Origin of the sequence: Embleya sp. NBC_00896, from assembly GCF_045207785.1 — a bacterium.
Lineage (GTDB): Bacteria > Actinomycetota > Actinomycetes > Streptomycetales > Streptomycetaceae > Embleya.
Window position 1 is genome coordinate 6,355,872 of the sequence record NZ_CP108776.1, and the last position, 21,394, is coordinate 6,377,265.

General features: G+C 71.2%; 23 protein-coding genes. 10 read left to right on the top strand and 13 right to left on the bottom strand.

Features of this window, described 5'->3' with window-relative positions:
- Positions 1-131 precede the first annotated feature (131 nt).
- A complete protein-coding gene (locus OG928_RS28755) occupies positions 132-1,538 on the bottom strand; it encodes a helix-turn-helix domain-containing protein (protein ID WP_406289014.1) in 1,407 nt (468 codons plus the stop codon).
- A gap of 263 nt (positions 1,539-1,801) precedes the next feature.
- Here OG928_RS28755 and OG928_RS28760 point away from each other — a divergent pair, with 263 nt between their 5' ends.
- Positions 1,802-2,059 (top strand): SCO5918 family protein, encoded by a 258-nt coding sequence (locus OG928_RS28760; protein ID WP_406289016.1) that lies wholly within the window; start codon positions 1,802-1,804, stop codon positions 2,057-2,059.
- Between the two features lie 141 nt (positions 2,060-2,200).
- Here OG928_RS28760 and OG928_RS28765 read toward each other — a convergent pair whose 3' ends face one another.
- Entirely contained in the window at positions 2,201-2,695 is a 495-nt protein-coding gene (locus OG928_RS28765) for a winged helix-turn-helix transcriptional regulator (RefSeq protein WP_406289018.1), read from the bottom strand.
- Positions 2,696-2,778: 83 nt separating this feature from the next.
- Here OG928_RS28765 and OG928_RS28770 point away from each other — a divergent pair, with 83 nt between their 5' ends.
- Positions 2,779-4,188, top strand: a complete 1,410-nt coding sequence (locus OG928_RS28770; protein WP_406289020.1) for an MFS transporter — start codon at positions 2,779-2,781, stop codon at positions 4,186-4,188.
- 6 nt (positions 4,189-4,194) lie between these two features.
- Here the strand turns inward: OG928_RS28770 and OG928_RS28775 are convergent, their stop codons facing one another.
- From OG928_RS28775 to OG928_RS28785, 3 genes are all read right to left on the bottom strand, one after another.
- Complete coding sequence (locus tag OG928_RS28775) at positions 4,195-4,824, bottom strand: HhH-GPD-type base excision DNA repair protein (RefSeq protein ID WP_406289022.1); 630 nt, start codon at positions 4,822-4,824, stop codon at positions 4,195-4,197.
- Positions 4,825-4,967: 143 nt separating this feature from the next.
- Positions 4,968-5,651 (bottom strand): response regulator, encoded by a 684-nt coding sequence (locus tag OG928_RS28780; protein WP_406289024.1) that lies wholly within the window; start codon positions 5,649-5,651, stop codon positions 4,968-4,970.
- Positions 5,648-6,703 (bottom strand): sensor histidine kinase, encoded by a 1,056-nt coding sequence (locus tag OG928_RS28785; RefSeq protein ID WP_406289026.1) that lies wholly within the window; start codon positions 6,701-6,703, stop codon positions 5,648-5,650. The genes OG928_RS28780 and OG928_RS28785 overlap by 4 nt, the downstream gene beginning before the upstream one ends.
- A gap of 165 nt (positions 6,704-6,868) precedes the next feature.
- On the opposite strand from OG928_RS28785, the gene OG928_RS28790 reads away from it, so the two are divergent.
- The 5 genes from OG928_RS28790 to OG928_RS28810 all read left to right on the top strand — a co-directional run bounded on the left by OG928_RS28790 (position 6,869) and on the right by OG928_RS28810 (position 12,256).
- The gene (locus OG928_RS28790) at positions 6,869-7,801 is read left to right on the top strand and encodes an ABC transporter ATP-binding protein (RefSeq protein ID WP_406289027.1); all 933 of its coding nucleotides are present in this window, start codon (positions 6,869-6,871) and stop codon (positions 7,799-7,801) included.
- Positions 7,798-9,237, top strand: a complete 1,440-nt coding sequence (locus tag OG928_RS28795; RefSeq protein WP_406289029.1) for an ABC transporter permease subunit — start codon at positions 7,798-7,800, stop codon at positions 9,235-9,237. The genes OG928_RS28790 and OG928_RS28795 overlap by 4 nt, the downstream gene beginning before the upstream one ends.
- Positions 9,234-10,022, top strand: a complete 789-nt coding sequence (locus tag OG928_RS28800) for an ABC transporter permease (RefSeq protein ID WP_406289032.1) — start codon at positions 9,234-9,236, stop codon at positions 10,020-10,022. The genes OG928_RS28795 and OG928_RS28800 overlap by 4 nt, the downstream gene beginning before the upstream one ends.
- 273 nt (positions 10,023-10,295) lie before the next feature.
- Entirely contained in the window at positions 10,296-11,501 is a 1,206-nt protein-coding gene (locus OG928_RS28805; RefSeq protein ID WP_406289034.1) for an amidohydrolase family protein, read from the top strand.
- Between the two features lie 14 nt (positions 11,502-11,515).
- Complete coding sequence (locus OG928_RS28810) at positions 11,516-12,256, top strand: class II aldolase/adducin family protein (RefSeq protein WP_406289035.1); 741 nt, start codon at positions 11,516-11,518, stop codon at positions 12,254-12,256.
- 12 nt (positions 12,257-12,268) lie between these two features.
- Here the strand turns inward: OG928_RS28810 and OG928_RS28815 are convergent, their stop codons facing one another.
- The 4 genes from OG928_RS28815 to OG928_RS28830 all read right to left on the bottom strand — a co-directional run bounded on the left by OG928_RS28815 (position 12,269) and on the right by OG928_RS28830 (position 15,483).
- Positions 12,269-12,634 (bottom strand): hypothetical protein, encoded by a 366-nt coding sequence (locus tag OG928_RS28815; RefSeq protein WP_406289037.1) that lies wholly within the window; start codon positions 12,632-12,634, stop codon positions 12,269-12,271.
- 136 nt (positions 12,635-12,770) lie between these two features.
- Positions 12,771-12,911: a hypothetical protein gene (locus tag OG928_RS28820; protein ID WP_406289038.1), complete on the bottom strand. Its 141-nt coding sequence runs from the start codon at positions 12,909-12,911 to the stop codon at positions 12,771-12,773.
- A gap of 334 nt (positions 12,912-13,245) precedes the next feature.
- Entirely contained in the window at positions 13,246-14,706 is a 1,461-nt protein-coding gene (locus tag OG928_RS28825; RefSeq protein ID WP_406289040.1) for a recombinase family protein, read from the bottom strand.
- A 30-nt stretch (positions 14,707-14,736) separates the two neighbouring features.
- The gene (locus OG928_RS28830) at positions 14,737-15,483 is read right to left on the bottom strand and encodes an AMP-binding protein (protein ID WP_406289043.1); all 747 of its coding nucleotides are present in this window, start codon (positions 15,481-15,483) and stop codon (positions 14,737-14,739) included.
- Positions 15,484-15,631: 148 nt separating this feature from the next.
- On the opposite strand from OG928_RS28830, the gene OG928_RS28835 reads away from it, so the two are divergent.
- On the top strand, positions 15,632-16,096 hold the full coding sequence (locus OG928_RS28835; RefSeq protein WP_406289045.1) for a response regulator transcription factor: 465 nt from the start codon (positions 15,632-15,634) through the stop codon (positions 16,094-16,096).
- A 45-nt stretch (positions 16,097-16,141) separates the two neighbouring features.
- On the opposite strand, the gene ehuA is transcribed toward OG928_RS28835, so the two are convergent.
- From ehuA to ehuB, 4 genes are all read right to left on the bottom strand, one after another.
- Complete coding sequence (gene ehuA / locus OG928_RS28840; RefSeq protein ID WP_406291278.1) at positions 16,142-16,921, bottom strand: ectoine/hydroxyectoine ABC transporter ATP-binding protein EhuA; 780 nt, start codon at positions 16,919-16,921, stop codon at positions 16,142-16,144.
- Positions 16,922-17,120: 199 nt separating this feature from the next.
- The gene (ehuD, locus tag OG928_RS28845; RefSeq protein ID WP_406289048.1) at positions 17,121-17,783 is read right to left on the bottom strand and encodes an ectoine/hydroxyectoine ABC transporter permease subunit EhuD; all 663 of its coding nucleotides are present in this window, start codon (positions 17,781-17,783) and stop codon (positions 17,121-17,123) included.
- Positions 17,780-18,478, bottom strand: a complete 699-nt coding sequence (gene ehuC, locus OG928_RS28850; RefSeq protein ID WP_406289050.1) for an ectoine/hydroxyectoine ABC transporter permease subunit EhuC — start codon at positions 18,476-18,478, stop codon at positions 17,780-17,782. The genes ehuD and ehuC overlap by 4 nt, the downstream gene beginning before the upstream one ends.
- A gap of 61 nt (positions 18,479-18,539) precedes the next feature.
- Positions 18,540-19,487: an ectoine/hydroxyectoine ABC transporter substrate-binding protein EhuB gene (ehuB, locus tag OG928_RS28855; RefSeq protein ID WP_406289052.1), complete on the bottom strand. Its 948-nt coding sequence runs from the start codon at positions 19,485-19,487 to the stop codon at positions 18,540-18,542.
- A 424-nt stretch (positions 19,488-19,911) separates the two neighbouring features.
- On the opposite strand from ehuB, the gene OG928_RS28860 reads away from it, so the two are divergent.
- Positions 19,912-20,493 (top strand): 1,2-dihydroxy-3-keto-5-methylthiopentene dioxygenase, encoded by a 582-nt coding sequence (locus tag OG928_RS28860; RefSeq protein ID WP_406289054.1) that lies wholly within the window; start codon positions 19,912-19,914, stop codon positions 20,491-20,493.
- Positions 20,490-21,290, top strand: coding sequence for an acireductone synthase (gene mtnC, locus OG928_RS28865; RefSeq protein ID WP_406289057.1), 801 nt, complete (start codon positions 20,490-20,492; stop codon positions 21,288-21,290). The genes OG928_RS28860 and mtnC overlap by 4 nt, the downstream gene beginning before the upstream one ends.
- Positions 21,291-21,394 lie beyond the last annotated feature (104 nt).

A 21,394-nucleotide genomic window follows, 5' to 3' on the forward strand; every position in this document is an offset into this window, starting at 1 on the left:
GTGCCCGAGCGAGCGAAACACTCACACGGGCACGGCCATCGGGTGAAGCGATCGGCAACGGTCGGCAAAATCTGGCAAACGTCGGCCACAGCCCGGGAGTTACGGAATCGCTCCGGGCGACCGGTCGGCCCTCAGGCGGCCGGCCAGTGACCGGGCATCTGCTCCAACAGGTTGCGAACCTCGGGCAGATCGCTCCACTGTCTGGTCAGACGGCGGCGCAGGCCCAGGAGTTCCCGGGTGGCGGCCGCGGTGCCGACGGTGCCGGCCTCGTGGATCACCGGGGTGGCCGCGACGACCGCGGCATCCGGCCGACCCGCGCACGCGAAGGCGTCGGCGAGCCGCACCGTGAGCAGCACGCGCGCGGGCCGCATCGCCATCGGCAACAGGTCGAGCGCGGCCTGGACGGCCCGCACCGCCGAATGCGCCGCGGACAGGTCACCCGTGCGCGCGGCCAGATCGCGCAGCGCGCCGCCGATGTTGGCTTCCATCCGCAGCCGGCCGCTCAGCCCGGTCAGCCACGGCGCCTCGGTCCGGTCGCGTTCGTCGAACCGGGTGACGTGTCGATGCGCGAGCGAGATGTGCCGCCGGCACTCGGCGGGGTCGCCGCCGAGCGCACGGGCCCGGGCCTGGTACAGCTGGGCGAGGGTGGCCACCCAGGCCCGGCCGGTGTCCACGCCCTCCAGGGCATGGGCGTACGCGAGCGCCGCCGTCGCGTCGCCGTCCAGGCGGGCCAGCGTGCACACGTCGGCGAGCAGCGAGGCCCGGGCCCCCGAGCTCTCGCACACGTCGGCCCAGTTGAGGCCGCGGTCGAACCACGCCATGCCGATCACGCTCTGGCCCTGCTGCATCCGGAACCGGCCGGCCAGTTGCGCGTAGTCGGCGGCCAGTCGCAGCTGGGTGTGCGGCGAGCGACCGTGCGCGTTGAGCGCCTCGGCCCAGCCCACGACGCGGCGCAGTACGTACTCGACCGAGCCGATCAAGCCGGTGGAGGCGCCCTCCAAGCCGGCCCGGGTGTACCCACCGAGCAGCGCGGTCAGCACGTGGACGACGTCGGGATCCACGCTGACCGGTTCGCGCCCGCCGATGTCGGCGAGGATCTTGAGCGCGTCGGCGTAGGTGGGCACGTCGCACCCGTCGTTGCCGTGCAGCGGACAGGGCAGCCCGTGATCGGGCAGCCGGGCGGGCCACAGGCGATCCGGCAGCGGCGCGAGACCGGCGGGGGTCTCGCCGCCCGGGATCACCGAGAAGTGCGTGCGGTGCAGGACCGGTGGCGGCGCGCTCCGGCTGGTGAGCAGCGCGGACAGGTCGCCGCCGGTGTCGAGGAGGTCGTCGAGTCGGCGCGGCAGGCCGGCGGGCGGTTCGCGCAGACCGGCTTCCAGCTTGCTGATCAGGCTGTGGTGGTAGCCGACCCGTAGACCGAGCTGCTGTTGAGTCATTCCGGCGAGGCGCCGCCGGGTCCGGAGCGTGCGGCCGAACTCCGCCCACAACGGGGCCGGTGCGACCTTTGCGATGACGGTGGCGTTCGGGAGCCTGTTCACGTTCGTCCTCCCCGAGGAAACTCCGGATGGTCGACGGTTCGTCACTGCCCGGAGCAGGGTGACAGACGGCGGTGCGGGTTGTCTGCGCTGGAACGTCGGATTCCGCTTTTGCCCGACGGACGATCACACCCCTACACAGTGTGACATTTCACCCCGCAATGCACGCCTCGACCCCGGACGGCGGTCGTGGACTGTGCTTGCGGCCGGGTCTGCGCAAGACTTGCCATACCGGTAGCACTCACACCTTCCTTTGCTGAGGCAATATGCGCTGCACGATCGCTGGTCAGTCCTTCCACCTGCAGATGAACGAGGTGGAGCGCGCCATGAGCGGGGTGAAGCCCGACCCGATCACCGGCGAATCGGTTCGTATCGGGCGTCGTACCTATCCGGTCAAGCAGGTGGGCTCGGTCATCACCGGGCAGCTTCCCCGCGACTTCAGCGCGGCGGAGGTTACGCGGGCGTTGACGAAGCTCGGGTTCACATGTATTCCGGCGGCGGGTCAGGGCGAGCCGACGCTCTGATCGTTGGGTCGGTTGGTTGGCCTCAAGCGCCGGCCGGGCTGCTTGGCCTCAAGCGCCGGCCGGGCTGGGTTGGCCTCAAGCGCCGGCCGGGCTGAAGGGTGGCCTCAAGCGCCGGCCGGGCTGTTCGTAGCCCGGCCGGCGTTATGCGCTTGGGGTGTGGTTCGGGGGGAGGCCGTCGAGTAGGCCGTCTCGGGCGCCCGGGCCCGGCTTTGCGCGTAGTTCGTGCGAGGTGAGTTGTTCGCCGCATTCCGAACAGATGTGTAGGGCCGTGGTCGGCCGGCCGCATGTCGTGTGGGTGACGATCAGTGGTGGTCCGTCCGGTGCGGCCCAGGTGTCGCCCCACTGGCGCATCGCGTTGAGCACCGGCCACAGAGCGCGACCCTTTTCGGTGAGCCGGTAGTCGTAGCGCACCGGCTTGTCCTGGTACGCCTGCCGCTCCAGCACGCCGTGCTCGATCAGGTGCTCCAGGCGCTGGGTGAGCACGTTGCGCGAGATGCCGAGCCGCTCGTGGAAGTCGTCGAAGCGGGTCACGCCCAGGAAGGCGTCCCGCACGATCAGCATCGTCCACCACTCGCCGCCCACTTCCAGGAACTGGGCGACCGAGCAGTGCATCTCCTCGAAACTCTTGCGACGCATGCCCCCATCCTAGTGGGTTGCGTCATGGAACTCGCTGCCCCTAGTTTGAGTTGCGTCATAGAACTCACTGGTGGGAGATCGTCATGGGCAGTACCGATCCGGATCATCCGCCGCGCGCCCTCGCCGCGGTCCTCGTCAGCGCGGGCGTCGTCCTCGTCAACCTGGACCTGTTCATCGTCAACGTCGCGATGCCCTCGTTCGGCGAAACGTGGCGGGACGCCTCGCTCGCCGACCTGTCCTGGGTGCTGAACGCCTACACCGTCGTGTTCGCCGCGCTGCTGGTCCCCGCGGGCCGACTGTCCGACCGGATCGGGCACCGCCGGGCCTTCGTCGGCGGTATCGCCCTGTTCACGCTCGCCTCCGCGCTGTGCGCCGCCGCGCCGACCCTGGCCGTGCTCGTGGTCGCCAGGCTCGTCCAGGCCGCCGGCGCGGCGGTGCTGATGCCCGCGTCCCTCGGCCTGCTGCTCACCTCGTATCCGCCCGAGCGCCGCGGCACGGTCATCCGCGCCTGGGCCGCGATCGGCGGCGTCGCCGCGGCGCTGGGACCCGTGCTCGGCGGCCTCCTGCTCGAACCGGGGTGGCGCTGGGTCTTCCTGATCAACCTGCCGATCGGCCTGCTGACCGTCGCGTTCGGCCCGCGCCTGCTGCCCGACCCCACGCCCACCGATCGCGGTCCGCTGCCCGACCTGCTCGGCGCCGCGCTGCTGAGCCTCGCGATCGGCGCGCTGTCCCTGGGCGTGGTCCAGGCCCCGGACTGGGGATGGGTGTCCGGCCGGTCGTCGATCGTGTGGGCCGTGACGCTCGTGTTCGGCGCCGGGTTCCTGGTCCGCAACGCGCGGCACCCGCGTCCGGTCGTCGAGGGCGCGCTGCTGCGCAACCGCACCTACGCCGTCTCGGGGATCGCCAACACCCTCTTCGGCATCGCGTTCGCGGGGATGCTGATCTCCGCCACGATGTGGATGCAGACGGTCTGGGGCTGGTCCGCGCTGCGCACCGGCTTCGGCACCGTGCCCGGGCCGCTCTGTGTGCCGTTCGTGGCGATCCTGGCCGGCCGGTACGCGGTCCGCTTCGGGCCCGGCCCGCTGGTCGTGTTCGGCGGGCTGTCGTTCAGCACCGGCCTCGGGTGGTGGATCGTCCGGCTCGAACCGCACGCCGACTACGTGGTCGACTATCTGCCCGGCGCGATCCTCGGCGGCGTCGGTGTCGGCCTGATCCTGCCGACCCTGATCGCCACCGCGACCGGCGCGCTGACCCCGGACCGGTTCGCGACCGGCTCGGGGGTGATCACGATGCTGCGCCAGGTCGGTTCGGCGCTCGGCGTCGCGGTGTTCGTCGCGGCCGTGGGCGCGCCGGCGACCCTCGCGGGCTACGACCGGTCCTGGTACATCCTCGGCTCCGCGACGCTGCTGACCGCGGTGGCGGCGCTGTTCCTGCCGCGCCCGGCCCGGACCGCGCCGGCGGCGGCGCCGGTCGCGTCGGCGGTCGTGGGCTGAGTCGCCTCAGGACGCCTTCGGCTTCGCGGCCTTCGTGGGCTTCGCGGTCGTCGTGCCCTTCGCGGCCTTCGCGGCGCGCTTGGCCTCCTGCTTGTGGGCGCGGACCTTGTCCAGCGACTCGGGCCCGGTGATGTCCGCGACCGACCGGTAGGACCCGACGTCGCCGTAGGCGCCGGCGGCCTCGCGCCACCCCTTCGGGGTCACGCCGTACTGCTTGCCGAGCAGGGCGAGGAAGATCTGCGCCTTCTGCTTCCCGAACCCGGGCAGCGTGTTCAGCCGCGCCAGCAGTTCCGCGCCGGTCTCCACGTCGGCCCACACCGCGCTCGCGACGCCGTCGTAGTGCTCGACGAGGAATAGGCACAGCTGCTGGACGCGGTTGGCCATCGAGCCGGGATAGCGGTGCACGGCGGGCTTCCGCGAGAACAGCTCGGCGAAGGCCTCCGGGTCGTACGCGGCGATCTCGTGCGTGTCGAGGTCGTCGTGGCCCATCCGCTGCGCGATCGTGTACGGGCCCGCGAAGGCCCACTCCATCGGGATCTGCTGGTCGAGCAGCATCCCGACCAGCGCCGCCAACGCACTGCGCCCGAGCAACTCGTCCGCCTCGGTCTGTTGCGCGAGATGCACTGTCGTCTTCATTCCTCGATGATCCCCCGGCGGGCCCCGGACTCGCACCCGGACTCGCCGACCCGCGCCCGGACCCGGACATCCCCGGTCCGGGTCGCGGATCGGTGATTCGGCCGCGTCCGGGTCCGCGACGGCGACGCGCCTCGGCCACGGGGTCACCGGACGTCCGAGCGTGGCACGACCAGCCCCGACTCGTACGCCACAACGACCGCCTGCACGCGATCACGCAGCCCGAGTCGGCGCAGCACTCGGCTGACATGGGTCTTGACCGTCTCCTCGCCGACCACCAGGCGCGCGGCGATCTCCGCGTTCGAGAGCCCCTCGGCGACGAGCCGCAGCACGTCGGTCTCACGCGGCGTCAGCTCGGCGAGTTCGGGCGCGGGCGGGCGCGGGCGCAGCCGGGTGAACTCGCCGATCAGCCGCCGGGTGACGCTCGGCGCCAGCAGCGCCTCGCCGGCGGCGACCACGCGCACCGCGTCGAACAGCCGCTCCGCCGTCACGTCCTTGATCAGGAAGCCGCCCGCGCCCGCGACCAGCGCGTCGTAGACGTGCTCGTCGAGGTCGAACGTGGTCAGCATCAGGATCCGCGGCGCCGCGTCGGCGTCGGCACCGGCGCGGATCCGCCGGGTCGCCTCGATGCCGTCCATGGTCGGCATCCGGACGTCCATCAGGACCACGTCGGGATGCTGCTCACGGCACCGCAGCACCGCCTCGCCGCCATCCGCCGCGGTGCCCACGACGGTGAAGTCGGGTTGGGTGTCCAGAAGCGCGGCGAACCCGGCCCTGACCACCTCCTGGTCGTCGACCACCACGATCCGCACCGCCGGCCGCGCGCTCACGCGACCATCCCCGTGCCAGCGAGCCGGGTCGCGGGCAGGGCGGCCTCGACGAGGAAGCCGCCGGCCGGGGTCGCGCCGGTACGCAGCTCGCCGCCGACGCTCGCGGCCCGCTCCCGCATGCCGAGCAGGCCGTGCCCGGCCGAACCGGTGCCGGCGGTCGGCCCCGGCCCGTTGTCGCGTATGCGCAGGTGCAGGACCTCGTCGGAATAGTCCAACTCCACGTCGACGGCGGCGCCGGGGGCGTGTCGGCGGGCGTTGGTCAACGACTCCTGGACGATGCGGTAGGCCGCGAGTTCGACGCCCGGGTCGAGCACCGCGATCCGGCCGTGCACGATCAGCCGCGTACTCGCCCCCGCGAAGTCTCGCGACTCGTCGATCAGTTCGAGCAGTTGCTGGAGGCCGGGCTGTGGTTTGCGGGTGGGCTCGGCGCCGGCGTCCTCACGCAGCACGCCGAGCAGCCGGCGCATCTCGGTCAACGCCGTCCTGGCCGTGTCGCCGATCGCGCGCAGCCGCTCGGCGCCCTCCTTCGGCATCCCGGGCGTGGTCAGGCGCGCGGTCTCCGCCTGGACCGAGATCATCGAGATGTGGTGCGCCACGACGTCGTGCAACTCCCGGGCGATCCTGGCCCGTTCGCCGCGCGCGGTGAACTCCAGGAGAGTGCTCTCGATCGCGTGCCGGGAGGCGTTCCGCTCGGCCGTGCGCGCCCGCGTGCTCCGGACCCGATCGATCACCAGCGTCGACCAGACCACGACCACGCAGATCGACCCGGCGATCGGCGGCCCGTGGTAGAGCACACCGGTCGCGGTCGCCGCCGCCGCGACCGTCGCCGCGACCGCGCCGGCGTGGCCGCGCACGAACACCGCCGGCAGTGTGGCGCACAGGCCCAGCAGCATCGCCACCGGCAGCACGCCGACGTCGTCGGTCCGCAGCGCCGTCTCCACCAGCGAGATCAGGCCCGCCACGACGCCCGCCCCGAGTGGCCACCGGGATCGGTCCAACCACACTCGGCCGGTTTCGATGCCGCGGCCGGGCACCGCGTCGCTGCGCTTCATGCCGTCATTGTCGCGGGCCGGCCGCGCACTCGGCTTCCCCCGTGGCGGGGAACGTCCCTCCCCCACGCCGGGGACCCCGCCGCCGGCGTTCCCCCCGCCCGGGGAATCGAAGTTGGCTCGCCCGCGTGACGACCCGGACCCGGTCGGATTCGTAGCCTCCTCGGCATGGAAGCAACCATCGAAGTTCGGGACCTGCGCAAGCGGTACGGACCCCACACCGCCGTCGACGGACTCTCCTTCACGGTCGAACCGGGACGGATCACCGGCTTCGTCGGCCCCAACGGCTCCGGCAAGTCCACCACCATGCGGGTCATCCTGGGCCTGGACCGGCCCGACGAGGGCACCGCGCTGGTCGGCGGCCGGCACTACCGCACGCTGCGTACCCCGCTGTGCGAGGTGGGCTCGCTGCTGGACGCGGCGGCCGTACACCCCGCCCGGTCCGCGCGCGACCACCTGCTGTGGATGGCGCACTCCAACGGCCTGCCGGCCCGCCGGGTCGACGCGGTGCTCGACCTGGTCGGGCTGGCGACGGTGGCCCGGCGCTCCGCGGGCGCCTTCTCGCTGGGCATGCGTCAGCGCCTGGGCATCGCCGGCGCGCTGCTCGGGGATCCGCCGATGTTGTTGCTCGACGAACCGGTCAACGGGCTCGACCCCGAGGGCGTGATGTGGATTCGCGGGCTGCTGCGCTCGCTGGCCGCCGAGGGCCGCGCGGTGCTGGTCTCCAGCCACCTGATGAGCGAACTCGAGGACAGCGCAGACCACCTCGTGGTGATCGGCCGGGGCCGGCTGATCGCCGACACGAGCATCGCCGAGCTGCTCGCCGCCGCGTCCGGCGACCGGATCGAACTGCGGACCGCGCAGCGGCGCGAGGCGATGACCGTGCTCACCCGAGACGGCGCCACCGTGGCGGCGACCGAACGCGACTCGGTGACCGTCTCCGGGTTGCCCGCCGAGCGGATCATCGCCCTGCTCACCGAGCACGGCGTGCCGTTCTCCGGGATCGCCGAGCATCGGGCGTCGCTGGAGGAGGCCTACATGGAACTCACTCGGGACGCGGTGGACTTCCGCGCCACGGCCGGGGCGGAGGAGGGGCGATGAGCACCACGAGGACGCCCTACCGCAGCACCGTCACCGGCGGCCGGGACACGTTCCGCGGGCTCTTGCGCGCCGAGTGGACCAAACTGCGCTCGGTACCGCGTTGGCTGCTCACGCTCACCGCAGCCGTCCTGCTCATCGTGCTGGTCGGCCTGTTGCTCGCGGCGGGCTCCCGCTCCGTCGCGCACGTCGGCGGGGGCACCGGCGAACGCCCCAAGATCAAGTCGGCCGAGCACTTCGACGACGGGGGCCACTTCGTCCGGCGTGAGCTGGCGGGGGACGGCGAACTGGTCGCGCGCGTGGTGGCCCAGGAGCGCGGCGGCGGGTGGGCCAAGGCGGGCCTGATGATCCGCGCGGGCGACGGGTGGGGCGCGGCGTTCGCGGCGATCATGATCACCCCCGACCACGGCGTCCGGCTGCAGAGCGGCTACGACTCGGACACGATCGGCCGCCGCGGCACCGTGCCGCGCTGGCTGAAGCTGGTCCGCGCGGGGCATGGCGTCACCACGTACGAATCCGCCGACGGCGTGGCTTGGAATCGGGTGGGCAAGGTCGACCTCGGTGCGCTGCCCGAGGTGGCCCAGGTCGGTCTGTTCGTCGCGGTGCCCGACAAGGTCGAGGTCGAGCGCCAGTTCGGCGGCGAGGGCATCTCGGGGCAAACCGCCGACACACAGGCCACGTTCGACCACGTGAGCCTGACCCCCGCCCGCCCGCAACCGGCCGCGCCGTGGAAGGACCGACCCCGATCGAGCCCACCCGGCACCTCCACCGAGACGGCCGGCACCTTCACGCTGACCGGATCCGGCGAGATCGGGCCGTCCCGGTACGGCGACGACGACATCCGCACCATCCTCAGCGGCGTGCTGGTCGGCCTGATGGCGATCGTCGCGCTCGCCGTCCTGTCCGTCACCTCCGAGTTCCACCGGGGCATGATCCGCACGACGTTCGCCACGAGTCCGCGACGCGGACGAGTGTTGGCCGCCAAGACGGTCGTGATCGGTTCGGTCACCTTCGTCGCCGGGCTGATCGCCGCCTTCGGCGCCTTCCTGGCGACTCGGCCGCTGTTGCGCTCGGGCAACCGCATACCGGCCGGCCTCTCCGATCCGAACGTGCTGCGCGCGGTCGTCGGCACGGCCGCGCTGCTCGCGCTCATCGCGGTGTTCGCGCTGGCCGTCGGTACGATCCTGCGCCGCGGCGCCCCGGCGATCACCATCGTGCTCGTGCTGCTGCTCGCCCCGCGGATCATCGCCACGGGCCTGCCGGTGTCCACCGCGGTCTGGCTGGAGCGACTCACTCCCGCCGCCGGGTTCGCCATCCAACAGACCTTCCGGCGCTACGACACCGCGATCGGCGCCTGGCCCGGTCTCGCGGTGCTGGCCGGCTACACCGCGCTCGCGCTGGCCGTTGCGCTGTGGCGGCTGCGGAGGCGGGACGCATGAGGCACGCCGCGCACGCCGAATGGACCAAGCTGCGCACCGTGCGCTCGACCGGATGGCTGCTGCTCGCGCTGATCGCGGCCACGGTGGTGGTGGGCGCACTGACCACGTCGGCGGTGGACACCGCGCACTGCCCGACGCCGGCGGAGTGCTTCGAGGACACCACCAAACTCAGCCTGACCGGGGTTCGGGTGGGCCAGATCGCGGTGGTCCTGCTCGCGGTGCTTGCGATCGGCAACGAATACGGCACGGGCATGGTCCGCACGACGCTGACCGCGTATCCGCGCCGGGCCGAGGTCCTGGGCGCCAAGGCGGCCGTCCTCGTGGCGCTCGTGGCCGTGGCCGGCACGGTCGGCGTGCTCGGCTCGCTGTACGCCGGCCGGGTCATCCTGCCGGGCAACGGGTTCACGGCCGCCAACGGCTATCCGGAGCTGTCCCTCACGGACGGGCCGACGCTGCGGGCGGCGGTGGGCACGGTGCTCTACCTCGTGCTGATCGCGCTGCTCGCGTTCGGCGTCGGCGTCGCCGTCCGGGACACGGCCGGCTCGGTCACCACGCTGCTGACGCTGTTGTACATCGTCCCGGTGATCACCCCGCTGGTCGGCGACACCGATTGGAGCGAGCGCCTGGAGAAGCTCGCGCCCATGTCGGCGGGGTTGGCCATCCAGGCCACGAGCCGGCTCGACAGCCTCCCGATCGGGCCCTGGGCCGGGCTCGGCGTGCTGGCCTGCTACGCGGTGGTTGCGCTGCTGCTCGGCGGTGCGCGCTTCGTGGGTCGGGACGTGTAGGTCGTCTTCGGGGCTGGGCGGGCCGGGCGGGTGACCCGCGGCCGGGAGTTCGCGGCGCAGTGCGCGAACCTGCGGCGCGCCGAGGGTGTGTCCCCGAGCCGGGGATACATGACTCGGACAAGGGTCTGGAGATTTGCGGCGTTGTGGCGCATGGTGCGGTCATCGGAATCGGTGTCGGAATCGGCGCCGAAACCGGAGTCGGAGTCGGCGTCGGCATCGACACCGACACCGGCATCGACCCCGCCACCGCCGCGATCGCAGAGGAAGTGCGCCATGACCGAGCTCGACGCGCGGTTGTTCCTCCCCGAGCCCACCCCAGCCGAGGTCCGCTACACGATCATCTCCGTGGACGATCACGTCGTCGAGCCGCCGCACCTGTTCGAGACCTACCTGCCGGCCGCCCTGCGCGAGCGTGGGCCGCGGATCGTCGAGGCCGCGAACGGCGCGCAGGTCTGGGAGTTCGACGGGACCGTGTACTCCCAGGTTGGGATGAACGCGGTGGCGGGTCGGCGCCCCGAGACCGCGTCGCTGGAGCCGGCCAGGTTCGAGGACATGCGCCCGGGCTGCTACGACGTGCACGCGCGCGTTCGGGACATGGACCTCGGCGGGATCCGGGCGATGCTCAACTTCCCGTCCCAGATCACCGGATTCTGCGGTCGGGTCTTCGCGTTCGCGAGCGACCCCGAGGTCGGCAAGGCGGCCGTGCGGGCCTGGAACGACTGGCTGTACGACGAGTGGTACCTGGCCTACCCCGAGCGGATCATCCCGTGCGGCATCGTCTACCTCGCCGACCCCGTGGAGGCCGTCCGCGAGATCGAGCGCAACGCCGCACGCGGCTTCACCTCGGTCACCCTGCCCGAACGCCCGCACGCGATCGGCCTGCCCTCGCTGTGGGACCGCGACCACTGGGACCCGATCATCCGCGCCTGCGTGGCGACCGGCACGGTGATCTCGCTGCACGTGGGCAGTTCGGGCCTGCACCCCACCCCGCCGGGCGGGCCCGCGCTGCAACTGGGCGCCACGATGTTCGGCCAACTCTCGCTCGGCGCGTGCAGCGAGTGGCTGTGGTCCGGCTACCCGCTCCAGTACCCCGACCTGAAGATCGCGATGAGCGAGGGCGGGATCGGCTGGGTGCCGATGCTGATCGACCGGCTGGACAACATCGTGGACCGCTCCGGGTACGGCCTCGGCTGGTCCGAGCGCCCCGCCGACGTGCTGCGCCGCAACTTCTGGTTCTGCACGCTCGACGACCCCTCGACCATCGCGCTGCGGCACGTGATCGGCGTCGACCACATCATGCTGGAGACCGACTACCCGCACGGCGACGGCACCTGGCCGCACACCCAGGACGTGATCGCGAAGCATTGGGGCGACATCCCGCCGGCCGAACTCCGGCGGATGTGCAGCGAGAACGCCGCCGAGCTGTACCGGCACCCGCTGCCCGCCGTGGTGCTGCCCCTCGACCGCCCACACGCGTGAGGACCCTACGCACGATGGACTTCGTACCGACGCCCGACAAGCTGATCCCCGATCTGACGCCCGCTCAGGAGATCGTGCTGCTCGCCCGCACGCTGTGGCGCGAGGGCTACCGCGACCACCTCGCCGGCCACATCACGTACAACCTCGGCGACGGCACCCTGCTGTGCAACCCGTGGTTGCTGACCTGGCGCGAGATCCGCCCGCGCGACATCCTGCGGATCACCCTGGACGGCGAGGTGGTCGAGGGGCAATGGCCGGTCCCGCTGGGCATCCCGCTGCACCTGGAGCTGCACCGGGCCCGCCCCGATGTGCGGGTCGCGGTGCACAATCACCCGGATTTCGGCACCATTTGGGCCGACATGCGGGAGATGCCCCCGGTCTACGACCAGAGTTCGAGCCTGGGTGGTGGCGGGGACCTGGTGCTGATCGACGAGTACGACGGCGCCGTCAACAACACCGAATCGGCGCGCAAGGCGGTCGAAGCGCTCGGGGCCGGGGAACTGGCGCTGCTCGCCGGGCACGGCGTGTTCATCCTGGGCACGACCATACGCGCCGCCCACCAACGGGCCGTCGCGCTCGAACAGCGTTGCCGCAACGCGTGGATGGTCCGGGCGGCCGGCGGGCGGCCCGATTCGGCGCTGCCGCAGTGGTGGCTGGAGCGGATGGCGCGCAGCGACGGCAACGGGTTCCACGGCTTCTGGGAGGCCGGCGTACGGGCCGAACTCGCCGCCGAACCAGACCTGTTGGACGACTGACCGGTCCGGCGGTCAGTTCAGGGCGTTCGTCACGGCCGGGGTGATTGTTTCGACGACGGACTCCAGTTGGGCCACGCCGGTGGGCATGGACCGCTGGTTGTCGGAGAGGATCGCGATCAGCAACGGGTGGCCGGCGTGGGTGATGCGGCCGATGCTGTTGATCACCCACAGGCCGGTGGCGTCGCGGGGGAGCCAGCCGTTCTTCAGGGCCGGGTTCGTGTCGGGGTCGGCGGCGGCCGATACACCCCAGGACTGGTCGCCGGCCACGGAGGTCATCAGGGTCGTGATGTAGGCACGCGCGGGGGCGTCGAGGGGTGAGGCGTCGGTGGTCAGCGCGGTCAACAGGCGGACCTGGTCGGCGGCGGTGGTCTCGGTCAAGCCCCAGGACGCGCCGGTGGGTTCGGTCTCTTCGACAGCTTGGCCGTAGACATGACTGAGCTACGGGCCACAGTCTTGGCTTCCATTCCGGACGCCTGCCGCAGCGCCCGCAACGCAGCGCCCAGCTTTGTCTTGTTCACTCGCCGTACTTCGCCCACCAATCGGGGAACGGCTCAGCCTGCTCTAGTGCCTTATCCCGCAACGCGACGAACTCCGCCCCTCGAAAATCCGGAAGCGTCTCCCGATTCACAACGGCACCCGCATCGTCGTAGCGCATCACGACAGCCGTAGCCTCATCAAAAGCCAGAAGTCTGACACTCCCTCAAGGGGATTCGGCCGGCCGGTGATATCGAGAATATGGAACTCCTCGCCACGTAGATCGTCGGGCAGTCCTTAACGTCGCACGTGCCCACAAGCTTGGTGACCTTCACGGCCTTGCCCCCTCCTCCGGTCTGCGTTCCGCTCTATGCTCCCGACTTGGCCGTCGGCACGGCACGGACTTGCGGTTTCCGTAACGGGAAACCTTCCCCAAGCGGCGCACGCTAGCAAGCCGGGAACGACAGAACCCGGGCGTCCAATGCGGATCACCAGGGCTCTGCCTTACGTTGGCCCTACTGCTCGTTGCGAGCCTCCTCGTCGGCGGCACGGTAGTCCTCAAGGACTATCTCCGAGTGCTTCCATTCGTAGGACACGTGGTCGTCCGGGGTCATGTTCCGCGCGTGTTTTCCGTTGGCTGGCAGCAGCGTTACGACGTTGCAGAAGTTCACCCACCCACGCCGGACCGACAGGGGAGTGGTCCCCCACCCCTCGATGAGCGCCGTGATCCCGCCTTCATAGTCGAGGGGCGGGAGGCCGGTGACCCCCGTCAGCTTGGACTCGACATCCTCCACCTTCGCCCGCAGTGCTTCGCTCCCTGCCGTCATTTGCGACAGGCTGATAGCCCCGTCGGCGTAGGCGAGGGCAAGACCATCGAGCCGTTCCCGAAGGCCCTTGGCCTCGGCGTGAAGGCGTGCGGCGTCGGTGTTGCCGCTCGTTGCATTCAGGGCGAGGACGCCCGGCAGGAAGTCGGGCATCGCCATGCGGACGAGGGTCGCACTCTCTGCCCTCTTATCGGCGATGTCCCGAGGCGTACGTGTGTGGCTGTGACGACATCCGTAGACCTTCGTTCCCCGGTATCCACGGGCGCTCACGGTCTCGCCGCACACGCCGCACACAGCAATGCCAGTGAGGAGCGTCGTCGCCGTCCTGCCAGTTCTCGGACCGCCGCTGAACCTGTCGGGGTTCGACAGGATGGAGACCACTCCGTAGTGAGTTGCTTCGTCGAGGATGGCGGGCCACTCGGCATCGCCCATGACCTCACCCCGGTAGGTGCGTTGGCCGATGTACCTCGGCGAGGTCAGGACGTTCTTCACCCCGCGCAGGGTCCAGCCCTTCGCTCCCGCCGCGAGCGATCGCGGCGACAGACGACCAGCCTCATTCCACTTCCGGGCAACCGCCGACAGGGATTCGCCCGCGAGGATCATCGAGGCGCCTTCGCGTATGGCCTCGGCCTCGGCCGGAATGATCGTCACGTGATCGTCGCCGTACCCGAACGGGCGGATGCCTGCCGTGTAGGGCTTGCCCGCCTTCGCCGCTTGCACGTTGGCGAGGGCCTGGCGCTCCGCCTTCTGTTCGCCTTCGTACGTCGCCCATGCTGTGACCGTGCGGGCGACAGCTCGACCGGCCGGAGTCGACAGGTCCAGGTGTCCGGCGCGCACTGCGTGCACGTTCACACCGAGCGCGATCACGCGCTCAAGATCCTTGGTCACCCTGACGAGTCGGTCTGTGTGCCAGCAGACGATCGCCTCCGGCTGGCTGGCCAACAAAGCTTCGAACCCGGGGCGGACCTTCGCCTTCGTGGCGCTGATGTCGTTGTCTGAGAACACCTCCGCTACCTCGAACCCGAGACGTGCGCAGAGTTCCCGACACTCCTCCTCTTGCCTTGCTACGCCGAGCTCTTCGCCCGTGAGGTCCTTGGATATGCGGACGTAGATGCAGGCCCGTACCGGGCTGCCCCCCTTGAGTTTCGCCATGGAGAGGAGGTTACTCCAAATGAGTACCACTCAGAGCAGTGGTAGAAGGGCACCAGCAGAGACCCGGTCGGCCGCCGTCCAGCCCTGCGTCTCGGCGACCAGGAAGCCGTTCCCGAGGATGTTGCGGTGCGAGAGCGTCGCGCCCTTCGGGAAGCCCGTCGTGCCGGACGTGTACTGGATGTTGACCGGATCCTCGGGGGACAGCGCCGCCTCGCGGGCGCGCAGCTCCGCGACGGTCACCGCGTCGCCCTCGCCGACCAGCGCCTGCCAGTCGCCGGTGCCGATGCGCACGACGCGTTCGAGGCTCGGGCAGGCCGCGCGCACCTCGTCGACCATGGCCGGATAGTCGCTGGTCTTCATGCGCGACGCGGTGACGAGCAGCTTGGTGCCGGACCGGGTCAGCGCGTACTCGATCTCGTGCACGCGATACGCCGGATTGAGGTTGACCAGGATCGCGCCGACCCGGGCGGCGGCGTACTGGACGAGCACCCACTCGGCGCAGTTCGGCGACCAGACGCCGACCCGGTCGCCCGCCTCGATCCCGACCCCGATCAGCGCGCGGGCCAGCTCGTCGACGGCGGCGTCGAACCCGGCGTAGGTCCAGCGCCGGCCGCTCGCGCACTCGACCAGGGCATCGCGGTCCGGGTGCTCGGCGGCGATCCGGGCGAGGTTCGCGCCGATCGTCTCCACGGGCAGCGGCGGCGTGGTCTCGCCGCGCCGATACGACCGCCCGTCCGGGGTCGAGGATCGGGACGGGTTCGATGCGGGTGCGGTCATCGCGGTCACCTGCCTGGTCGGGTCCGGCCCGAGCGTGCGGGACGCGGGCTTCGATGTGGTCGCGACCGTAGGCGTGCCGCCCCGACGCGGCCAATCGAGTACCCCCGAATGGGGGTGCTGCGGTGCGGCCCGCCGCAGTACGTTGCCGGTGCCGAACCGCGGCGGGTGCGGCCGGAGGCCGGAGGACGGAGGAGCCCGGGACGCCGGACACGAGATCGCCGTCGCCCGCGAGGTCGAGCGCCGCCTCGCGCAGGCCGCCGAACTGCCGGGCTGGGCGGCCCTGGAGATCCGCCGGGCGCACGCCGACCTGCTCGCCCTGGCCACCACCGCGACCGACCCGGCGCTGGGCGAGCGGCTGCGCGACGTCTGCGCCCGCCTGGCCCACACGGCCGCGACCTCGGCCGGCGGCGGACCGACCCCGCACCTGACCCGCCGCGAGACGGACGTCCTGGCCCACGTCGCCGTCGGCCGCACCAACGCGGAGGCCGGTCAGGCGCTGGGTCTCGGCCCCGAGACGGTCAAGAGCTACCTGCGCTCGGCGATGCGCAAACTGGGCGCCCACAACCGCGTCGAAGCCGCGGTCGCCGCCCGGGCGGCGGGCCTGCTGCCCTGAGCCGGCGGACGGGCCCAGGCCCCCGGACAGGGCGTCCCGCCGCGCTTACGCCTCGTCGAGCACGGACTTCAGGAACCGGCGGGTGCGGTCGTGTTGCGGGTCGCCGAAGAGTTGCTCCGGCGGGCCCGATTCGACGATGCCGCCGTCGCAGAACATCAGGACCCGGTCGGACACGTCCCGGGCGAAGCGCATCGCGTGCGTGACACACAGCATCGTCACGTCGGTACCGCGCGCGATCTCCCGCAGCACGTCCAGCACTTCCGCGGCGATCTCCGGGTCGAGCGCCGAAGTCACCTCGTCCAGCAGCAGGATGTCCGGCTCGACCGCCAACGCCCGGGCGATCGCCACCCGTTGCTGCTGGCCACCGGACAGCTGCGAGGGGTAGGCGTCCAGCTTGTCGCGCAGCCCGACCAGGTCGAGCAGGGTCGCGGCACGCTCCTCTGCCTCGTCCTTCGCGACGCCGTGCACCCGGATCGGTGCCTCGGTGACATTGCGCAGCACCCGCATGTTCGGGAACAGGTTGAACTGCTGGAACACCATGGTGATCCGGCCGCGCATGGCGCGGATGTGCCGTTCCGACGCCGGCACCAGCCGGTCGCCGCGCCGCTCGTGGAACAGCGGCTCCCCGCCCACGCTGATCACGCCGGTGTCCGGTCGGGCCAACGTCATCAGCATCCGCAGAATGGTGGTCTTGCCGGAACCGCTGGGTCCGATCAGGGTGACCCGCTCGCCGGCGGACACGCCGAAGGACAGGTCGTCCAGCACGACGTTGGCGCCGAACCGCTTGCCGACCTTGTCGAAGCCGACGAAGTCGGCCGGCGGCACGTTGTCGCCGGGACCGCGCGCCGAGGGCGCGTCGAGCTGCGTCACGGGGTCTCCTCCTGTATCGCTGTAGCGCTGTATCGCTTGTCGCTCCGGATCACTCGGATTACTTGGATCACTTGGATCACTCGAATCATTCGGAGCCCTCGGATCGCCGCCGGTCCGGTCCCACTGCCGCACCCGCCGGTCCCACTCCCGCCGCTCACATCGACCGCACCCGCCCGAACCGGCGCTCGACCAGGCGCAGCAGCCCGGACATCACGAGCGCGACCACGAGGTAGAAGACCCCGGCGACGGTGAACGGCTCCAGCGTGCGGAACGTCTCCGAGTTGAGCTCGCGGGCGGTGGAGAACACCTCCACGACGGTGATCGCGATCAACTGCGGGGTGTCCTTGAACATCGCCAACAGGTAGTTGCCGAGCGCGGGGATCACGCGCGGTACTGCCTGCGGCAGGATCAGCGACGTCCACACCCGCCGGCGCGGCAGATTGAGCGCCGTCGCCGCCTCCCACTGCCCGACCGGCACGCCGTCGATCCCCGAGCGGTACACCTCGGAGACGTACGTCGCGTAGTGGATGCCCAGGGTCAACGCGCCGACGGTCAGCGGTTCCCAGCTGATCCCGATGCTCGGCAGCAGGTAGAACATGACGAAGAGCTGGACCAACAGCGGAGTACAGCGGATCAGTTCGGAGACCAGCGTGACCGGCACGGTGACCCAGCGGGTGGGGCTGCGCCGCAGCAGCGCCAGGCCCAGGCCGAGCACCAGCGCCAGCACGTAGCCGTACAGGGTCGCCTGGAGCGCGACGAGCATCCCGTCCCACAGGTCCGGGACGATGTCCCACGCGTAGTCCCAGTCCCAGTTCACGAGCCCGCCTCCGCCCGGCGCAGGACCCGGCGCAGTGGCCCCGGGTCGGGAGTTCGGCCCAGCGACCGCGCGGCGTGCCGCTCCAGCGCGCGCATCAGCGTGGTCAGGACCAGTGCGATCAGGGCGTAGCCGAACAGCAGGCCGGTGAACACCAGGGTGGTCTCGCCCGAGGACATCCGGATCAGTTGGCCGTTGAAGGTCAGGTCGGGGATCGACACGATCGACACCACGGCGGACATCTTGAGCAACTCGATCAGGTTGTTGCCCAGCGGCGGCAGCATCGCGACGTACGCCTGCGGCAGCACCACCCGCCGGATCCGTTGCCCGCGGGTGAAGTCGAGTGCGATCGCGGCCTCGATCTGGGCGCGCGGAACGGCCTTGATCGCACCGCGCACGACCTCCGCGGCGTAGGCGCCGATGTTCAGCCCCAGGGCCAGCATGCCGGCCCACATCTGGTGCAACTGCCAACCCAGCGGCGGGAGTACGAACACGAACCAGAACGCGAGGACCAGCGTCGGCAGGCCGCGGAAGATCTCGACGTAGCACGCCCCGACGACGCGGAGCACCCGGCTGCCGGCGGTCCGCGCCAATCCGGCGGCCAGCGCGAAGGCCAGGCCGAGGGCGCCGCCGCCGAGGGTGAGGTAGACGGTGTTGAGCGCACCGTGCAGGAGGAGGTCGAACTGCCCGGAGGTCATCCGGTCACCTCCGCTCGTGCGCGCAACGGTCGGCGGGTCGTGGGGGTGCGGGGCGGTGGCGTCATGCCGCACACACCTTTCGCGCGGTCAGGTCGGGCGCGGGTACATCCGTCTCGGAGAAGCCGAAGGGCCTTTGGATTCGCAACAGTTCGCCGCTGTCGCGGAGCTTGTGCAGCTCGCGGTTGAAAGCCGCGACGAAGTCGGTCTGATCCGGCGTCACGGCGAACCCGCCTGCGGCGGAGGTGAATTCCTTGCCGTCGATCACCGGCCGGTACGGCGCGGTGACCTCGAGATTCGCGTGCGAACGCTGCTTCAGTCCCCAGCGCAGCGAGATCGAGGTGAGCGCGACGGCGTCCACGCGACCGCCGATCATTCCGTCGAAGGCGCTCGGCTGGTCGGCGAACCGGGTGATCCGCGAGTCGGCGACACCGCTCTTGGTGGCGACCTCCAGCTCGACCGCGCCCAGGAGTACGCCCAGGCGCAGGTCCGGCGCGGCGGCGACGTCGGCCATCGTGGCCAGCTTCCGGGGATTGCCCTTCGGTACCAGGAACGCCTCGGAGGCGTCGAACTCGGGGTCGCTGAAGAGCACTTGCTCGCAGCGTCGCGGCGTGATGGACATCCCCGCGCCCACGATGTCGAAGAGCCCCGAGCGCAGGCCCGGGATCAGCGCGCCGAAGTCGGAGGGGACGGGCTCGACCTTGCGCACGCCCAGCCGCTCGAAGACGACCTTGGCGAGCTCGGCGGCCTCGCCGGTGAGATCGGCGTTCTTGTCCAGGAAGCTGTACGGCGCCTCGTTGGCGAAGCCGATTCGCACCGAGCCGCGTTCGCGCAGCCGGTGCAGCAGGGTCCCGCCGTCGGGCTCGTCGTTCAGGTCCACCCGACTGCATCCGCTCGCGGCGGCGACGCCGCCCGCGAGGGCCACCGCCAGTCCGACACCACCGGCGCCGCGCAGGAGGCCGCGCCGGGATATTCCGGCCCCGGATGGGGGTCTCTCGTCGGCGGCACGCAAACGCGGTCAGCTCCTTCCGTCGGGGACAGGACCCGCTCCGCCCACCTCGGCGGCACGAGGTGGCGACCCTAGGCCGATCAAGCGGAAGGCCACAAAGAATCGGACAAACCCTGAAAACGGGATTCGTGACCTCCCCGTTGTGGAACGGCCGAATGATCACGCATCGGTAACGCCCGGTGTCCCGAGTTGTCGGAATCGCGAGGTGGGATCCGGGCTCGCGACGCTCAGGAGCCGCTCCGGTTCGTTATTCGGACGTGACGGCCGGCCGCCGCGCCGGGCCCGCGCGCCGGCCGATCGACACCGGCTCGCCGAGTGACCCGCGCCCTCGATCGGATCGGGGCAGGACGGTAGTTTTGGGGGTGGTCCGCAACAAGACCCACCGCACGGGGCGCCCACCCCGATTCAGTACACATGGAGGGACGCCATGTCCTTGCTGACCGTCTGGCCCGAGACCGACGCCGCCGAGCCGATCCTGCGCACCCCGGACCCGGCCGCCATCGCGAGCGCCCTGGAGCCGATCGGCGTGCGCTTCGAGCGCTGGACCGCCGACGCCGTCCTGCCCACCGGCGCCACGCAGGACGAGGTCATCGCGGCCTACCGGACCGAGGTGGACCGGATCACCGCCGCCGAGGGCTACATCCTGGTCGACGTGATCCGGCTACAGCCCTCCGACGACCCCGAGTGGCCGGCGAAGGCCGCGGGCGCGCGGGCGAAGTTCCTGACCGAGCACACCCACGACGACGACGAGGTCCGCTTCTTCGTCGAGGGCGCGGGCATCTTCTACCTGCACATCGCGGGCCGCGTGCACGCGGTGCTGTGCGAGGCGGGCGACCTGCTCTCGGTCCCGAAGGGCATCACGCACTGGTTCGACATGGGCGTCGAGCCGTCGGTCGCGGCGATCCGGTTCTTCCACGACGAGGACGGCTGGGTCGGCGACTTCACCGGCGACCCGATCGCCTCCCGCTTCCCGGACTTCGACGAGATCTGGGCCGGGTACGCCGCGTGAGCCCAAGCACCGACCCGAGCATCGACCCGAGCACAGACCCCAGCACCGAGCACGGCACCACCACCGACGACGCCGCCGACGCGCCGCTCACGGTCGTCGTCGACATCGAGGGCACCACCAGCGCGACCGGCTTCATCACCGAACAGCTCTACCCCTACTCCCGCGAGCACTTCGCGCGATGGCTCGACGAGCACGGCGACCACCCGGACGTCGCCCGCGCGGCCGCCGGAGTGCGCGAGCTGATCGGCGAGCCCGACGCGGACACCAAGCGGATCGTCGAGGCGCTGAACGGCTGGCTCGACCGGGACGAGAAGGCCACCCCGCTCAAGGCCCTCCAGGGCCTGATCTGGGCCGAGGGCTTCGCGTCCGGCGAGCTGACCTCGCACTTCTACCCGGACGCGATCCCGGCCCTGCGGGCCTGGCACGCGGCGGGCCACACGCTGTACGTCTTCTCGTCGGGCTCGGTCGCCGCGCAGCGCGCGTGGTTCGGCAGCTCGCCCGAGGGTTCGCTGCTGCCGCTGTTCTCCGGTCACTTCGACACCGAGAACGCCGGCCCCAAGAAGGTCGCCGACTCCTACCGCTCGATCGCCGCGCAGATCGGCGAGCCCCGCCCCGAGCGGCTGGTCTTCCTCTCCGACCTGGTCGAGGAACTGGACGCGGCCCGCGCGGCCGGGTGGTGGACGATCGGGGTGCGCAGGCCCGGTGAGCCGTACTACGACCGCGGCGTGGGCGACCACCCGGAGACGGCCACGTTCGAGCGGCTGGACCTGACGGGCGATCGGCCGGTCCTGGACTGAGCGCGATGATCGCGAGGACACACGCGAGGACAGGCGAGGACACGCGAGCCATCGCGAGGGATCGCGAGGACACGCGAAAAGCGGCCGACGGCACGGATCTCCGT

What these genes read in the sequence shown, in the direction of transcription:
- OG928_RS28800 (WP_406289032.1), top strand. Translation starts at nt 9,234, where the DNA reads ATGAGGCACGCCGCGCACGCCGAATGGACCAAGCTGCGCACCGTGCGC.
- OG928_RS28820 (WP_406289038.1), bottom strand. Translation starts at nt 12,911, where the DNA reads ATGCGCTACGACGATGCGGGTGCCGTTGTGAATCGGGAGACGCTTCCG.
- OG928_RS28830 (WP_406289043.1), bottom strand. Translation starts at nt 15,483, where the DNA reads ATGACCGCACCCGCATCGAACCCGTCCCGATCCTCGACCCCGGACGGG.
- OG928_RS28825 (WP_406289040.1), bottom strand. Translation starts at nt 14,706, where the DNA reads ATGGCGAAACTCAAGGGGGGCAGCCCGGTACGGGCCTGCATCTACGTC.
- ehuC (WP_406289050.1), bottom strand. Translation starts at nt 18,478, where the DNA reads ATGACCTCCGGGCAGTTCGACCTCCTCCTGCACGGTGCGCTCAACACC.
- OG928_RS28805 (WP_406289034.1), top strand. Translation starts at nt 10,296, where the DNA reads ATGACCGAGCTCGACGCGCGGTTGTTCCTCCCCGAGCCCACCCCAGCC.
- OG928_RS28775 (WP_406289022.1), bottom strand. Translation starts at nt 4,824, where the DNA reads ATGAAGACGACAGTGCATCTCGCGCAACAGACCGAGGCGGACGAGTTG.
- OG928_RS28785 (WP_406289026.1), bottom strand. Translation starts at nt 6,703, where the DNA reads ATGAAGCGCAGCGACGCGGTGCCCGGCCGCGGCATCGAAACCGGCCGA.
- OG928_RS28860 (WP_406289054.1), top strand. Translation starts at nt 19,912, where the DNA reads ATGTCCTTGCTGACCGTCTGGCCCGAGACCGACGCCGCCGAGCCGATC.
- OG928_RS28790 (WP_406289027.1), top strand. Translation starts at nt 6,869, where the DNA reads ATGGAAGCAACCATCGAAGTTCGGGACCTGCGCAAGCGGTACGGACCC.
- OG928_RS28770 (WP_406289020.1), top strand. Translation starts at nt 2,779, where the DNA reads ATGGGCAGTACCGATCCGGATCATCCGCCGCGCGCCCTCGCCGCGGTC.
- OG928_RS28795 (WP_406289029.1), top strand. Translation starts at nt 7,798, where the DNA reads ATGAGCACCACGAGGACGCCCTACCGCAGCACCGTCACCGGCGGCCGG.
- OG928_RS28810 (WP_406289035.1), top strand. Translation starts at nt 11,516, where the DNA reads ATGGACTTCGTACCGACGCCCGACAAGCTGATCCCCGATCTGACGCCC.
- OG928_RS28760 (WP_406289016.1), top strand. Translation starts at nt 1,802, where the DNA reads ATGCGCTGCACGATCGCTGGTCAGTCCTTCCACCTGCAGATGAACGAG.
- OG928_RS28765 (WP_406289018.1), bottom strand. Translation starts at nt 2,695, where the DNA reads ATGCGTCGCAAGAGTTTCGAGGAGATGCACTGCTCGGTCGCCCAGTTC.